The 15,375-nt window shown below is 56.7% G+C and carries 9 protein-coding genes; 1 reads left to right on the forward strand and 8 read right to left on the reverse strand.

The annotated features are described in order from the left end of the window. Positions 1-588: 588 nt before the first annotated feature. Entirely contained in the window at positions 589-2,190 is a 1,602-nt protein-coding gene (locus QCE63_RS20095; protein ID WP_309835407.1) for a hypothetical protein, read from the reverse strand. A gap of 603 nt (positions 2,191-2,793) precedes the next feature. Further along, positions 2,794-3,981: a hypothetical protein gene (locus QCE63_RS20100; protein ID WP_309835409.1), complete on the reverse strand. Its 1,188-nt coding sequence runs from the start codon at positions 3,979-3,981 to the stop codon at positions 2,794-2,796. A 1,021-nt stretch (positions 3,982-5,002) separates the two neighbouring features. Here QCE63_RS20100 and QCE63_RS20105 point away from each other — a divergent pair. Then, positions 5,003-6,616: a hypothetical protein gene (locus QCE63_RS20105; protein ID WP_309835411.1), complete on the forward strand. Its 1,614-nt coding sequence runs from the start codon at positions 5,003-5,005 to the stop codon at positions 6,614-6,616. 29 nt (positions 6,617-6,645) lie between these two features. On the opposite strand, the gene QCE63_RS20110 is transcribed toward QCE63_RS20105, so the two are convergent. The 6 genes from QCE63_RS20110 to QCE63_RS20135 form a co-directional block, all read right to left on the reverse strand. Then, a complete protein-coding gene (locus tag QCE63_RS20110) occupies positions 6,646-7,899 on the reverse strand; it encodes a glycosyltransferase (protein ID WP_309835412.1) in 1,254 nt (417 codons plus the stop codon). Positions 7,900-8,262: 363 nt separating this feature from the next. Next, positions 8,263-9,378, reverse strand: a complete 1,116-nt coding sequence (locus tag QCE63_RS20115) for a glycosyltransferase family 4 protein (protein ID WP_309835414.1) — start codon at positions 9,376-9,378, stop codon at positions 8,263-8,265. After that, the gene (locus tag QCE63_RS20120) at positions 9,375-10,631 is read right to left on the reverse strand and encodes a hypothetical protein (protein WP_309835416.1); all 1,257 of its coding nucleotides are present in this window, start codon (positions 10,629-10,631) and stop codon (positions 9,375-9,377) included. The genes QCE63_RS20115 and QCE63_RS20120 overlap by 4 nt, the downstream gene beginning before the upstream one ends. Next, a complete protein-coding gene (locus QCE63_RS20125; protein WP_309835417.1) occupies positions 10,628-11,782 on the reverse strand; it encodes a glycosyltransferase family 4 protein in 1,155 nt (384 codons plus the stop codon). Before QCE63_RS20125 ends, QCE63_RS20120 begins: the two co-directional genes overlap by 4 nt. 107 nt (positions 11,783-11,889) lie before the next feature. After that, entirely contained in the window at positions 11,890-12,927 is a 1,038-nt protein-coding gene (locus QCE63_RS20130) for an NAD-dependent epimerase/dehydratase family protein (protein ID WP_309835418.1), read from the reverse strand. Positions 12,928-13,006: 79 nt separating this feature from the next. Further along, complete coding sequence (locus tag QCE63_RS20135; protein WP_309835419.1) at positions 13,007-15,253, reverse strand: polysaccharide biosynthesis tyrosine autokinase; 2,247 nt, start codon at positions 15,251-15,253, stop codon at positions 13,007-13,009. Positions 15,254-15,375: the final 122 nt, after the last annotated feature.

Here is a 15,375-nt window from a genome sequence, read left to right on the forward strand (position 1 = left end):
CCCTCGCATGACTAAGGCCCGCAAAGCGCCATTAGTTAGTCGCGCATCGCTTGGATGAGTGTTTCCGTGCGCCCCAGTACATTGCCTCCAGCCATATCGGCAGACTATTAATGTGCAGAAGATAGTTTCTGCTATCCTCTGCTTCCTTTTTACTACACCTCGCCGTGCGCTCTGCGATCCATCGTCGACAGCATGTTCCTGGCGGGCGGGAAGACTTCGGCCGTGGGCTGGCAACCTTTGTGCATGCTCTTTTATGTTTGACTAGCATTGAGAGCGTCCACGTAGCCTTTTTCGGCCGTGGCGCTTTATCGGGAGCGCTGAGCGGAGAACTTATGAATCTACTCGAAATAATTGGCGGAGCGGTGTTTTGCCTGGCGGTCGTCCTTGGGCTGATTGCCGTCTCGGATGTGTTCTCTCCCCGGCGCCGACGAGACCGTCAGGCTCACAATCCGAAGCAAACTTTCAACGAACGAGCAGATTCGTCCTTGAAGGCACTGCAGACATCGCCGCGGCGAGACGCTCGGACAGAGAGGCTCTGACTGGAGAGTCCTGGCGATGCCTTGCCTCCTCTCGCGGGCAATTCCACGGTTACGGCGCTTGATCCGCTTCCCAGCGGCCCCGCAGAATGCGCGCAACCAGCCGCTTCCATCCCGCTGTCAACGAAAATTTTTCGTGATAGAAATCCAGGATTGCCGAGTCTCCATGTATGTCGAGCGTGTGAGGCCCCGAGGCATCCTCATATCTGATTGTGCCGACCACCCGTTCCTCGTACGACTCTCTTGAGATCGAGACGATTTCACCAAGCGTCAGGCCATTGCCGTAGCCGTAAGAGTTATTCTGGCCCACGCGGTAAATCTTGTTACCGATGGACAGGATTTGCCCACCCATTCTGGCTCGCGTCGGATCGACCACGATTGGATTTCGAGGATGCGGATGAAATACTCCTTCGAGCGAGTCACTGAAAAATAGAAACAAGCAGTCCGCGGACGACTTCTTGTCGCTTGCAAAAAAGTAGTAAGTGTCATCCTTGATGAAGAGGACACCATCCACGATCCTTCTTGTCTCCAGTCCGCGCAGCAGCAGTCGCTTTCCCTCATCGTCAAACGGGCGCTGCATGAGATACGGCGACGAATGTGATGCTACTTCGGGCAGGAGATATTCCTTCGAGAATTCGGCAAACGATATCGGAAACGAATAATGTTTTCCTTTTAGAAGGTTGGAGGTTTTGGACAGGTGTTGAGCATCCAGTTCGATAATGTCGCCGAGCCCGGTCGTCCGGTCCAGCGCCTCAACCCGCACCCTGTCTCCCGAAGCGCTAAAAAACGGATCGGCATAGAAATCGTAGCCAGGAGCGATCTTCGGGACGAAGCCGTCGCTCACCCGAAGCACGTTCGGAACCGGGGATCCCGGGAGGTTGAACTTCACGACGTTCCATCGCTTCTCGTAGAACATGCCATAAAGTGCTCTGCACAAACTTCTATAGGCAAGCGCCATGACGAAGCGCGCGACCAGCGCGTTCGTGGGTAACGTAAAGCTCCGTCCGTCGGTAGCTATATCCACGGTGCGCGCGTTCGAGTAGTTGATCAGCGCGTTGCGAAGCAGATATTTTGAGTTTGCGTAGAAGTTGAGCGCTGTCTTCCTGTACGAATGATGAAACGCTTTCGAATAGCCCAACGCCAGAACGTCTCCACTGTCGAGCTCGTTGGACAGTCTCTGAACGATGGTTCCCACCCTCTCGCACTTGTGAAACAGCTCGTAAAATCCAGCAGGTCTTCCACGGTACTCAGAGGGATCGCCGTGATGAAAAGACAATGCGTCGACATTCAGCAGGTTGCCCTCTATCCTCAGCAAATTCATGCCGAACTTGATTGTCACCTTGATGGATTTATTTAAAAGCGTCTCGGATACGCAATCTGGAATGCGCTGCCAAGCTCCGTCGTATTCGGAATCAAAGCTTACAACTTCGATATTCTTTGTATCGAGCAGGACTTTTGCCGAGAGCGAGTTCTCCAGCGTGAAGCGATTCAGAACGTAATATGCAAAATTGTCTATGGTCCTTTTCTTCGATCGAGTGTTCGTGCAGGAAAGCACGACCCGTACATTGATCAAATCTGCAACATATTCGAGAGCTTGCTTCTGCCATAAAGCTATCCGGCAATCGTCGACAATGAGGGCGACGTCAATCTTCATTTCTCGCTTACCTCTTGTTAGATGATAGGCTTCGAAAGATGAGAAGCAAGCTCCGCAATCCTTTGCGTCCGGTATGCAACTCCGTTCGCGATGTTTTGATTCTATTGCTCAGGAACGGCACCGGCTCCAGCGATCGCTTGCTTAAAACTGTTCTGTGTGGCTTCGCTCGCAAGCCTGTCAGGCTGCATGAGTGCGCGGACGCGATAGTCGGGCGCCAGGAAGCATTCTCAGAAGACCTGGTATCGTCGAAACGAATAGAGCGATTCGGATCGAGCGCTCGTATAGAGGACGTTCGGCCTTAATACCATACGACTTTTCCCTCCCATGCTGGGTCAAAATCGTTCTGGAAAGCTAAAATTCTTCGTAGCGTAGGCGAACTGTCGATGAGAGTATGTGCGGACGACTACTCAACTTTTATTCCGCAAGCATGGCAGGAGGTTCAGATTTGCCGATGCTGCAGTGCGCCACTATCTCTGTGTCGTCATGTTCTGCTATGTCGGGCCTGCGCCTGATCGAGGCGTCGGTAGAACGTCAGATCCGCGTAAGGCGTTTTAATGGAAAAAATGCCATACAACAGTATGGCATTTCTTTCAATGACGACGTTCAGGCCATCTTCACGCCAGTGGCCGTGACGGTCGGCCCCCCCTTATCCCAGTTCTGGAGCTTGAGCGGATATTTCCACGTCGGATTCGTGCTGGTAATCGAACCATTTACCACATAGCCTTCGAGGAACAGTTCTTCGACGACGAATGAGCCGACCGGGCTCGTCGTGTCGGTATGTCCGGAAATCGCAATGCTGACGGTCTTGCTGACCGGTCCGGGCATGTTGTACATAAAGATCTGAATCCCGCCACCCGCGCAATTCGCGGTCGTCGGATTGACGATATTGATGTTCTTGAGAACGGCGTTGTTATCGTTGGGTTCGATATCAAGGCCGCAGCTCGGCATCGTGCCGCTGATATTTTCCCAAAGCGGAGTATTGAACGTGATGGTGTCTCCGCTGATGATCGACACGCCTTGGCGTCGGCAGCCGCTCGCGTGATGATTATTGATGGTGATGTTCTTGGTAACGCCGCTGGACGGATTGGTATAGCTGTTATTGATATAGATTCCGTCACCCCAGCAATTAATCGTGGTCGGAGACGTGATCGTGCAGTTCGAGGCGCCCTGAATGGAAATGCCCATGCCCCATTCGCCCGTGGTGGCCGAATTCAACTCCTTGCTGCCGTCGAGATACGGACTTTCGAGCGTGACGTTGCTTACGTCCCACAAGCGAATCATCTCGCAGGACTCTTCCTTGTACGGCAGCAGCTTGATGCTGGCGCCCTGCGCAAAGCGAACATGACTGTTGTTGCGCAGGTCGAGGCCGCCTGCGTCGATGCGGCTTTGACCCGTAATCAGAAGGATTTGCCCGATGGAACCATCGATAGCTGCTTGAAGAGCCGCGCGGTCATTGGTCTTCCCGTCTCCCTTCACACCGAAAGACGTGTCGAGGACAGTGCCCGCCGTGCTGGTTCCGGAGTTATTACCTGACGACGTGTTAGCCGCAGTGGTGGAGCTAGCCGATGAAGCTGGAGAAGCCGAGCTTGCCGGGGTCGACGAACCGGCGCCGTGTCGTCGTCTGCTGCGTTCGGCCACTGAATCGAGATTGGATGAATCGCTGCCGCCACCGCCGCAAGCGGTCAGGACGAGCGCACCGCCGCCTGCGAGTAGCGAAGCCAGCACTTTGCGACGCGCGGTAATTCGGTTATCGACGACCGTGTCTGCAGTTTGTTCAGTATTCGAGAACATAAGTCTATCTAAGTAGGTTGCGCGCTTTCTCAGGACGAGTCCGGCCCTGCCGCAGCGGCCGCGCGCGCGGGGTTTGAAAGCGGAGTGATGTCCGGTCGATACAGATCAACCCGCAAACGTTTGCGTTGTTGAGCGCTCGAACGCCGTGCGAACACGACAACCCTGAAGGAGCTTCTCAGCGGACGCTGACGAACTGCGGGATTGAGGAACGAAATACTTCGGGAGAAGACATACGCCCCGTGGCTCGACGGCTCTGCTAGCGTCCGATGGGACAGCGAAGCAAGACGAAAAATGTTACCGTCTGGTAATAATATTATCTGATGGAGTTGCCGAGTTCTACCGCGCGGTTGTTACAGAATGTACGCTAGTAACGTTTAATTGCGGTAGAAGGAATGTTAGCTATGCTTAAATTTCGTCATTTCGTAAAGTCGAGCAACCAACTTCACGGACGGTGCTTTGCTTATTATATTTTTATAAGATTTATCGAGACTACTTCGCATGGCTAATGTAATCGTTATATGAATCAATCTCGCTGGCTCGGCCTCAGTGTTCGGCCGAGCGGCCACCACAGGCGCAATCGACCGCCCCGCGCGGTTCGAGCAGGTTCTTCCCCGACAGTGGAAAACCGCCGAACGGTCGTCTCAAGCATTGAAGTCCACACTTAATTGTCGAAGGTTACGAAAACGCTCACCAGGGCCCATCGCCTCGCGCCATTTAAGTAGGAACCCTTCCGATCAGACGGTCCAAGAATGTCAAGCCGGTTTGACAGAAGTCTCCGTTTGTAACCGAAGTAATCCAAAAAAGTTATTCGTAGGAAAGAACGGCCCTTTTTGTGTCTGGCGGTTCAGATCTGCAAAGGCCGATTCAGAACCCGCGAGCGGCAATGTGTATGTTCGCGCACAGAGACGTGCGCTACGCAACACTAGGATTGGCCGTTGCCGCCGGCGAAAACGTACTCGGTTAAATTGCCGCGAATCGCGCGCCTAGCCCACATCCACGGTTGTCGCATTCCAGTGCGCCCATGAAGACCTTACGAATTGGCATTATCGTTGATGACGTAGTGATGCCCGCGTGGTTGGCCCGCATGCTGGAGTCGGTGCTTGCGCTAAATGGCGTGGATCTCGTACTCATCCTGAAGGTTTCGGGTACAGCCGGCGCCTTCAAAAATCGGCTCGCACGAGAGAACATATTCGTGTCGATGTGGTTGACGCTGGACAAATGGCTCACCCATGTGCCGAACGACGCTTTCCGGTCAATCAATCTCTCTTCGCGGCTCAGCGCCGTTCCTACGGTCGAGGTGACGCTCAGACAAACTGAAATCGGGCATTGCCTCGATCCAGCGGACGTGGCGAAGATCGCAACGCACGATATCTCGGTTTTTCTGCTCCTGTGCCCATTGCGGTTAGGCGAAGAATTCGCTGCTACTACCCAAAACGGCATCTGGTTTTATCTGGACGATTGTCGGTCCGCCGTGTCGAGCGTGCTTATGGAAGTGCCCGAGACTATGTCCGCCTTACAGTGCGTGACACAAGACGGCCGTTATCATACGTTGCAACGCTCCTGGTCGGTGACGTATCCATTTTCCGTACAACGAACGCGAAATAACGCCTGCTGGAAGGCTCTTTCGTTCGTGCCACGAGCGCTACGTGAGCTGCAGCATATCGATGACGATATCTCCAAAGAGCGATATCGGGACGGCACCGTAGCGGACGGGCCATCAAAAAGATCGTATCTCGCGGACGTAAGTCTGATTGCGGATCTCTTCCGTCGCGCTGCGGCACGCAAGATGCTCATGCGAAAAATGTTGGAACAATGGATAGTGCTCTATCGCATCGGCACCCTTGAAACCGCGGTACCAATTCTTTCCGAGTTCCGTGAATTGCTGCCGCCGAAGGACCGCTTCTGGGCAGATCCTTTCGTCGTCGCGAGAAACGGCGAGTATGTGGTCTTCGTCGAGGAGCTCGAATACAAGCGAAACGTCGGCCATCTGGCTGTCATACGCTTCGACGCGAATCAACAGCCCGTGCTCCCCCCGATAAAGATCATGGAGCGGCCGTATCACCTCTCGTACCCGTTTCTATTCGAGGAGGATGGCGAACTTTACATGATTCCGGAGACGAACGAAGACAAGACGATTCAATTGCATCGGTGCGTTCGTTTTCCTGACCAATGGGAGTTCGTGAAGAACATTATGGAAGACGTCATGACGGTCGATACCACGCTCTGGCGGCATGATGGAAAGATCTGGCTCTTCACCTGTATGCGCGAAAACGAAAATACCTCCATGTGCGACGAACTGTTCCTCTTCTCGTCAAACAGCGTGCTCAGCGATGAATGGCGTCCCCATCCGTGTAATCCGATCGTTTCCGATGTGCGGTCCGCTCGTCCCGCGGGCAATATCTTCGAACGCGATGGTCACTGGTATCGACCCGCTCAGGATTGCAGCGGACGTTATGGGCGCGCGGTCGTGTTCCAGCGAATCGACCAAATCGACGAAGACCACTATCGCGAGACACCTGTAAGCCGCATCGACGCGAACTGGGACGACAGCATCGAGCGAGTTCATACGTTCAATCACACCGGCATAATGACGGTTATCGATGCGATGAAATTACGCGACAGGAACGCTGATTGATTGGTGCTTCACGAATATCGTCGGAAGTCTCATCGCGAATGTCCTTCCAGGAGAAGTCGCTGATAAAGCTCCTCAAAACGCTCACGGGCCCGCTCCATCGTATATTCGGCATGAATGCGAGCCTTCGCGAGTTGCCCGATGTCGGACCGGGCTTGCGGCGCGAGCGTGGCAAATCGCGCTAAACCGTCCGCGAGCGAAGCGGAATCTTCGCTCGGCACCACAATCCCGGTTTGTGCGACCAGAAGCGCCGCATCGCCGACGTCGGTCACCACGCATGGAACGCCCATCGCCATCGCTTCGCCCACCACATTCGGAAATCCTTCCGTGCGCGATGAGAGACAAAAGACATCCATGGCGGACAAACAAATGGGCACGTCCAGTCGCTCGCCCAAAAGGACGAAGCGGCTCGTCTCGCCAGTCTCGTCGATCCAGCTCATCAACTCGGGATTAATCGGCTCAAGACCGCGCCCCACCAGAAGAAAGCGCGCATTCGGAACGGAGCGAGCGACGATCGCTGCACTTCTGACGAAATTGCGCAGATCCTTGACGGGGTGAAATCGGCCTACGGTACCGATCACCACATCGCCATCTCCGAATCCACATTCCTTTCGAAACGAACTCCGTTGAATGTCGGACGCAACGAGATTCGCGATATCGAAACCATTGGGGACGACCAACATGCGGCTCGCATCATAGCCAGCGCCGACATGTACGCGTCGCGATGCGTCGGCGGCACATACTATTGTGAGCGGTACTCTGGAGGACAACCACGCGCATATCTTTCGAACCGCCAGCGTGGAACGCGAGCCGCCTGCGCGCACGTCTGTCGTTCGTATGCCCCAGACGATTCGTCGATGCGACGCGAGTCGCGCGGCGAGTCCTCCGAGCAGATCCGCGTGATACATCCAGGTCTGAACGATCTCGGGCCGATGAGTCAGAATGAGTCTTCGCAGCCGCCACATGGCGCGCGGTATGCCCAGAAACCCACGCATGCCGAGCACATGCACGTCTATGCCGCGCGCGCGCAATCTTTCCCCTATCTTGCCAACCTGCGTCAGTGAACATACCGCGTGCCGATACTGCAGACTGCCGTCGTGCGATTCGATCAAACGCTGCAGCATCGACTCCGCCCCACCTACGTCAAGAGCAGTGATGACGTGAAGTATTCGGACCACTTGTTCCCCCGGTCTTTCCTGACGCGGATAATCGGCTTGCGAATGCCTTTCCTCCGCCGCTTTATGCAACGCTCGCGCACGCGCTGTCTGTTGCGATGAAGAAGCCATCCGTCGATCCTCCGTCCAATTCACTCAGATGCTGTGGCATTTGAACGCTTCATATTTCGTGCGCTATTCTGGTTTGAGCGTGAATGCTCAAATTCCCCGTTCGTAGCTCGCTTGCACAAGAACTGTGAGCACTCTCAAGGCGGGTGGAATTTCCTCTTCGCCATTCTCGTGAGTAGATGCGTATGACTATTTTCTTTGTCGCCGGAGGCGTCGTTATTCTGGCGGTCGTAGCTCTTGCTTTACTCGCCGTATTTGACATTCTGGTGTTGCCGAAACATCGACGACAGGCGCGTCGCGCAAAGCGTGTTACGGAAAGAACTCGCGACCGCACACCACGTTGAGCGCACCACAGCTTGCCATGGTTCACTGGCGTGCGCACGCGCCAACCTGAACGAACAACTCGTCCCACATGCGCAGGATCGTTCCGAGCGAATAGCGTTCTCGCACCGATATCGCCGCTCTTTGTCCCAGTTCCTGACGCAGTGTCTCATCCGACAGAAGTCGTCGTAACGCCATAGCCAGCGCGCGCGCGTCTCCCGGCGGAACCAGAAGTCCATCCTGACCATTTCGAGTCAATTCGCGCGGGCCGCTCGGGCAATCGAACGCAACGATCGGCAGGCCGATCGCCATGCACTCCATCATCGCCATCGGCAAGCCTTCATGGCTCGATGACAACGCGAAGGCCTGCGCCGCGGCCATTTCCCTCCAGGGCGTAAGTGTCCTGCCGGGCAAGAAGATTCGGCCGCCCAACGGCGACTGCCGGATCTGGGCTTCGAGTTTCGCACGCTCTTGCCCTTCGCCCCAGATCCACAGATCCCAGTCTTCGAATTCATCGGCAATCGACGCGAACGCACCGATCAACAACTCGAATTGCTTGCACGGATGCAAACGTCCCAGCGAGATCAGGCGCTTTCGATCCGACATCGTCGGTGTCCCGCGCCTTTCTGAAAACAAGCCTTCGGGCACCGGATTCGGCATAACCGCGATGTGCTTGATGCCGGGGACGAGCCGTCTGAAAGGCTCCACCACCCCGTGGGTAAGAAGCGTAAGAAGGTTTGCCCTTGGGTAGATCCAGCGGCAGAGAAGCCTCCAATGCAGTGCACGACGATCGGCGAGCGGATTCGTATGCTCACAGACGATGATCGGAACACCGAGGCCACGCGAGGCCACAATCGACGAGATATTCACGTTAGCCAGAAACGACACCAGCACATCCGCATCGGTCTCCCGAATGAGCGAACGGAGCGCCCTCAGACGGCTGAAGACCGAAAGAAATCGGCCACCGCGCGACTTCACCCGGTCCGCCAGATAGACGAAGCTGACTTTCTCCGAGATCGCGAAATTACACTTCCCTCTTCCTGAAAACGTCGCAACGAGCGTCACCGAGTCGCCCCTCTCGGCCCATGCATTAACGAGAGTAGACGCGACGCTTTCGGCGCCGCCGTCCTGCATTGCGCTGATGAGCAGGATGATCTTCATTGGATGTCCGCAGCCGCATGGGCCATGTCGTTATTGTGTGACTCCGCTGCGTCCAGGTATGCGCGCCAGTACGCAATAAAGAACAACAACTCTCCCGGCTGCGCGTCAGCGCCTCCCACCAGCATTTGCGAGACGAAAAATGCCACCGTGAAGGCAACGACGATCCGCCGCTCCTTCGGTTCTACCGATTCGCGCCAACTGGAGAAAAGGAAAAGCCAGGCGACGACATAGATCACCACGGACGCAAGCCCACCACCGAGCAACAGGCTCGCCAGGGTGGAATCGGTGTAATAGCGAGGTTCGAAGCCGAGTCCGAACAGGTTACCGTTCACGAAGAACTCTTCGAGCGCCAGGGCGTTCGTCGAAGAGCGGCTCTCGTAGCTGATATCGCCCGAAATGCGCGCGTCCCATATGGGCATCACGATGTTGGAAGCAAGATAGAGCGGCCCGATCACCAGCACCACGATGAGCAGGATGTTGCGCCAGGTCAGCCTCGACAGCAGGACGATCGACGCCGCGATCATGAATGAACGACTAATGGAAAGGCAGGAAAGAATCAATCCAATCTTTCCTTGCCAGCCGTCCCATCGTCGAATGAACAACGCGGCATAAGAAAAGAGCAGGAAGGAGAAAAAGAACGGGTTCGGCATGAGTCCGACCGCCCGCACGGTGCGCCTGCAATCTCCACCGGCGGAGCACGGTCCGACGGCGACGATTGGGAGGCGATCGATCAGATGCTCGTTGATCGGGTATAGCACCTGCGCCAGGCCCCAGACGATATGAAGGCCTACCGCAAGCGTGATAGCAATCAGCATCGGCCTGCCGAGAAAACGCGCGAACATCGGCGCGCAGAAAAGAAACATCCCCGCCTGCATGGTCACGGGTCGGAAGCCCAGATAGGTATTCCGCACCATGTCCTTGCCGATGTAGTTACGCCATTCCGACAACTCTGGATGAGCGAAGATCATGCCGAAGAGTCCGGGAAACGGCGCCAGTATCAACAGCCCGATAAACGCGAGTTGCTTCGTCGAGAATGTCAGCCTTCCCTGTATGAAGGACAGCACGCCGCACAGGGTCCCGATCCCGATTACTACGTAGGAGATGTCATACGGAAATGACACACCCACGAACGACCCCGGCTCCTTTCCAATCCAGTAGAACGTCACGAACAGGAAAATCAGGATCGAGAAGATAACCTCGATAACAACGTGCCTCTTCGCGGTTGGCGGGTACACCGAATTGATCGCACTCACTTGCTCACCCACTGATCGGCGCGGCACGCTACATCTTGCACGCCGGCTTCGGCGAACAGGTCGTACCACATCCTGAGCGTCCTGACGGGCGAGAACGCATCCGCGACATCGCGCGCGTTCGATGCCAGACGAACGCGCTCGTCATCATTCGTCATTAGCTCCGACAAGGCGCGCGCCAGGCTGGTCGCTTCACCGACCGGTTCCACCAGCAAGCCGTTTTCCCCGTGTTTGATGAGATCTCGCGGTCCGGTATCGCAGTCGTAGCTCACTACCGCGCAACCGCTCGCCATCGCTTCCAGTAGCGTCATGGGAAAGCCTTCAAAACGCGAACTCATGACGTACAGGTCCGCGCGCGCATACCACTGCGCCACGTTACCGACCTGGCCCGGCATGAATACCCGGCGCTCGAGCCCCGCGTCGGCGATCTGCCGCTCGAGCGCACTCCGCGCCGCGCCGTCGCCCAGGATGACCAAGTCCCATTGCGGCTGATCAGTCGCGATCTGCGAGAAGGCGGAAATCAGGCAATCAAAGCCCTTCTGCGTGGTAAATCGCCCTGCTGCCAGAAGCATCCGACGTCCCGGCACGACAATCGATTCCGGCTCGAGAACGGGATCGAATACAGGAATCGGCAGCGAAACCGCGTTCGGAATAACCTTCACGTTCTTGCAACGGCAGTGCTGCTCCAGCCACGCCCTAGTTTTTTCGGTCAACGCGACGACGTGGTCGGCGGACGGATACGCATAGCGTCGCACCGTCGTCCAGACGCGGCCCAGCGGCAGCATGGGCGGATGAATATGCTCGGTCGCGATCACTTTGCAACGCAGCCCCCGGCTGGCGAAAATCGACAAGAGCGAGGCTGTGGTCTCGACGCCGATCACGATATCCGGTCCGACACGTCGTAAGACGCGCCGTAACGCCAGGATCCGACGGAGGTTCGCGACAAGCGCATTTCCAACTCCAATCGACTCGCCCGCGACTTCAAGTGAAAGGCGCCTGATGGATTTGTCCAGCACGTAGAAATCCGTCGCTTTCGATGCCAGCGTAGCCACGGTGACTTCATAGCCGCGCGCGGACCAAAGGGCCGACAGGTTGGCAACCACGCGCTCCGCGCCCCCGTGCTGAAGGGAGTAGATGACGATCAGGAGTTTCATGGCGCCTTCATCCTGGCAGCTCGTGCATGTACATAGTCAAAGCGCTCACTCCCGGCAAGAACGATTCGTCGCGGTATCCTGGTCTGCAGCCTGGAGTTGCAACGCCATCAACTCGTGCTCTCTGCGACGAGCTGGATGTACCAAGGCATCGCGCGCGCGATACCTTCGGCCAGCCGGATCTTATGCCCATAACCAAGCAGGCGCTCGGCCTTATCGACGCTAGCTTGCGAATGCCGCACATCGCCTGCTCGAAAGGATCCGTACACCGGACGCAGTCCACACGCCACGCCGTTTTCAATGAGTGCGTCCTTCAATTTCACGAAGAGCTCGTTGAGCGTCGTCCGATCTCCCACGGCGACGTTATAGACCTGGTTTCTCGCCGTGGCGTCCGAGCACGCGGCAAGAATATTGGCCTGCACAACGTTATCGATAGGGCAGAAGTCCCGGCTCGTTTCGCCGTCACCGTGAATCACGACCTCGGAGCCCTGAATCATCGCTGCGATCCACTTCGGGATGACCGCCGCGTACGCGCCATCAGGGTCCTGGCGTCTACCGAATACATTGAAATAGCGCAGCCCGATCGTGTGGAATCCGTAACTGCGGGCGAACACCGCCGCATAGAGTTCGTTGGCGTACTTCGTTACGGCGTAAGGCGATAGCGGCTGGCCAATGCGGTCTTCGAGTTTCGGCAGATCGGGATGATCGCCGTAAGTGGAACTCGATGCTGCATAAGTGAAGCTGGATACCGCGGCGTCCCGTGCGGCAACCAGCAGGTTCAGGAAGCCGCTGATATTGACCTCGTGCGTTGCGATCGGATCCTGCAGGGAGCGAGGTACGGAACCGAGCGCCGCCTCGTGCAGTACGTGATCGACGTTCTTCACGGCGGCGACGCAGTCGTCGAAACGGCGGATATCCCCTTCGATGAACTCGAACCGACTCCATTGCAGCGGAGTGACGAGCGCGCGCACCTCGTCGAGATTGCGCTGATAACCGGTCGAGAAGTTATCGAGACCCACCACGTGCTGGTCCAGCCTGAGCAGGGTCTCCAGCAGATTGGAGCCGATGAAGCCTGCCACACCGGTGACGAGCCACCTCCTCGGATCCTGTACGAGGCGCTCGCGGATCGAATCATAGTGGTCAGGCATCACAACCCTCCGGACAAAAGAATCATGGCGTTGTTAGTCGATATTTCTGGAGTCGTCCCGATCTCTCGAGCGCGACACGTTAGGTCTTGTCCGACTGCTGGTAATAAGCGGTGTACGTGTAACTTCCTTGCCGTCGTGCCTGTGCATGACTCGTGCCGTGCAACCTGAGGCCGTTCAGCAGCACACCGCTCACTGCCGCACCGGTCTGCACGAACCGCTTGACCGATTCCTCGATCTCGACAATGCGCGTGTCGCCGACGCGCGCTACCAGGAAGATCGAACCTGCGAACGGAGCCATGATTCCCGCATCGGACACGGCGAGAATGGCGGGGGCATCGAGAAGCACGATGTCATACTCGGTCGACATGTGGTTCATCACGTCTTCGAAGCCGCTGTTGAGCAACAACTCGTCGGGGCTCTCCGGCACCAACCCGGCCTGCAAGACGTCGAGATTCGCGAACACCCCGCGGTGAACGACGTTTTCGAACGACTCGCGCTTGCTGAGCACATCGGCAAGGCCCGGACCGCGCGGCAAGCCGAAGTATTGATTCAAGTGCCCTCTGCGAAGATCGCCATCGACCACCAGAACCCGCTTTCCGCCAGCCGCGAGAACCGTCGCGAGATTTGCCGACAGAAATGATTTCCCGATGCCGGGCAGCGGGCCTGCAAGCAACACGATATTGTTGCGCGCATCGCTCAATGCATGCTGCAGCGCCGAGCGCAGAACGCGCAGACACTCGACGGTCGGGTCCATCGGATAGCGGGATGCGAGCACAAGCTGACCGGAGGCCTTCGCCGAGATCATTCTCGCCAGTTCGTTCTGTCGCTCGCTTTGCGGGATGGTTGCGAATACGCTCAGGCCAGTCAGCTTCTCGACTTCACGCGGATCCGTCACGCCACGCAGAAGCGCGACCCGGCCCAGCGCGAGCACGACGCCGACCAGTGCGCCGAGCACGGAAAACGCCGCCAGCACGAGCGTCTTGATCGGCTTGACCGGACGTTCGGGAACGTCTGCCAGATCGATCAGCTGTGCAGTACCAACCTTCCCGGCCTTGATAAGACGCAGTTCCTCCATGTTGATCCGGAGCGCGGAATACAGATCGGTATTCATTCGCACATCGCGCATCAGGCGCATCGAGTTCTGTTCCGCTATCGGCATTTCCTTCTGGCGCGCGGTCAGTTGATCGATATGCTCCTCGGCCAATGCAATTTTCTTTTTGATGGCGATCACATCTGGATGCACGCTGCCGAAATGCGCCTCCAGCTCCTGACGCCGCTGCTGCAGCGCCAGGAGTTGCGCGTCTGCAGCGGCGGCTTGCGTCAAGACCACTTTGCTTGCTTCGCTGAGGTCGACAAGCGTATTTTGATTCCGGTAATTCGTATAGTTCGATTCAGCCTGCTCCATCTGCCTTTCCGCCGCCGGCAGACGCTGTTCGAGAAAGTGCAGCGACTCTTCCGCACTCGCCGCCTTTCGTTCCGCGCTCTGCAACACATATCGCGTGCCGATTTCGTTGATCGTCGCACTCAGCAGGAGGGGATCGGTGCCTTCCAACGACCCACTCAGAACATTCGACTTGTTGCCCTCCTGACTGATCCTGAGTTGTTGCTGCAACGCTTCGATCGTCAGCTGCCGCGAATTTCGCACGAGGTCGAACGTCACACCTTCCGGCCCGACCATTTTCTTGACGAGGAGGCTGATCGTGCCCGTCGGTGTTGCGAATTGCTCATCGACACCTACTTTCCCGCTCATGGGTTGTTCGAGCCCTGGACCGCTCAAATGATAATGACCTTCCGACAATATTGTGACCTTATAAGCAGAACCTTCCAGCTTCTTGGGAACATCGAACTTGCCGACGTCGATGGATTCGCCTCCCCAGGCGAATCCATCGGTGCCGACGAAGCGCGGTCGCGGCAGGTCGTCGCTATGACGCGCGATCCAGCGCCCAACGAGCGGGAAATAGTGAGGGGTCACCTTGATATACAGCTTGAGCGCGTCCACTGCACGCGCAGCGATCATTTTCGAACCGAGGATCTGCAACTCGGCTTCCGCCGAAGACTTCGTGTTGAACAGGCTCGTAGCGTCAGCCAGCAAATCTTTCGATCCGGAATAGGACGGAGCGCTGCTGTCGTCGATCTGAATGAGGATGTCTGCGCGATAAACGGGAGGCGCAAGGAACGCATAGCATGCCCCGATCAGCATGAATATCGCCGTGGTGATGCCGATCATCCATCGGTGGTCGATAACGGTCGCGACTATTGCGCCGATATCAGGCACGTCCAATGTATTCCCGCGCATCTGCGTGTTCTGGTGGTCTTTTGGCTTCATGAAAACTCTCTGGTCACGTGCGCACTGCGCTAGCACTCGCCCCTCATCACCGACACCGTCCAGCGTCCTTCCACCTCGGCGAAACGGTGAAGGTGGTACGGCCGACATCGGTCTATGTCGGT

Origin of the sequence: Caballeronia sp. LZ065 (genome assembly GCF_031450975.1) — a bacterium.
Lineage (GTDB): Bacteria > Pseudomonadota > Gammaproteobacteria > Burkholderiales > Burkholderiaceae > Caballeronia.

Excerpts from the sequence above, each read along its gene's own strand:
- QCE63_RS20115 (WP_309835414.1), bottom strand. The coding sequence starts at position 9,378 with ATGAAGATCATCCTGCTCATCAGCGCAATGCAGGACGGCGGCGCCGAA.
- QCE63_RS20130 (WP_309835418.1), bottom strand. The coding sequence starts at position 12,927 with ATGCCTGACCACTATGATTCGATCCGCGAGCGCCTCGTACAGGATCCG.
- QCE63_RS20105 (WP_309835411.1), top strand. The coding sequence starts at position 5,003 with ATGAAGACCTTACGAATTGGCATTATCGTTGATGACGTAGTGATGCCC.
- QCE63_RS20100 (WP_309835409.1), bottom strand. The coding sequence starts at position 3,981 with ATGTTCTCGAATACTGAACAAACTGCAGACACGGTCGTCGATAACCGA.
- QCE63_RS20095 (WP_309835407.1), bottom strand. The coding sequence starts at position 2,190 with ATGAAGATTGACGTCGCCCTCATTGTCGACGATTGCCGGATAGCTTTA.
- QCE63_RS20135 (WP_309835419.1), bottom strand. The coding sequence starts at position 15,253 with ATGAAGCCAAAAGACCACCAGAACACGCAGATGCGCGGGAATACATTG.
- QCE63_RS20110 (WP_309835412.1), bottom strand. The coding sequence starts at position 7,899 with ATGGCTTCTTCATCGCAACAGACAGCGCGTGCGCGAGCGTTGCATAAA.
- QCE63_RS20125 (WP_309835417.1), bottom strand. The coding sequence starts at position 11,782 with ATGAAACTCCTGATCGTCATCTACTCCCTTCAGCACGGGGGCGCGGAG.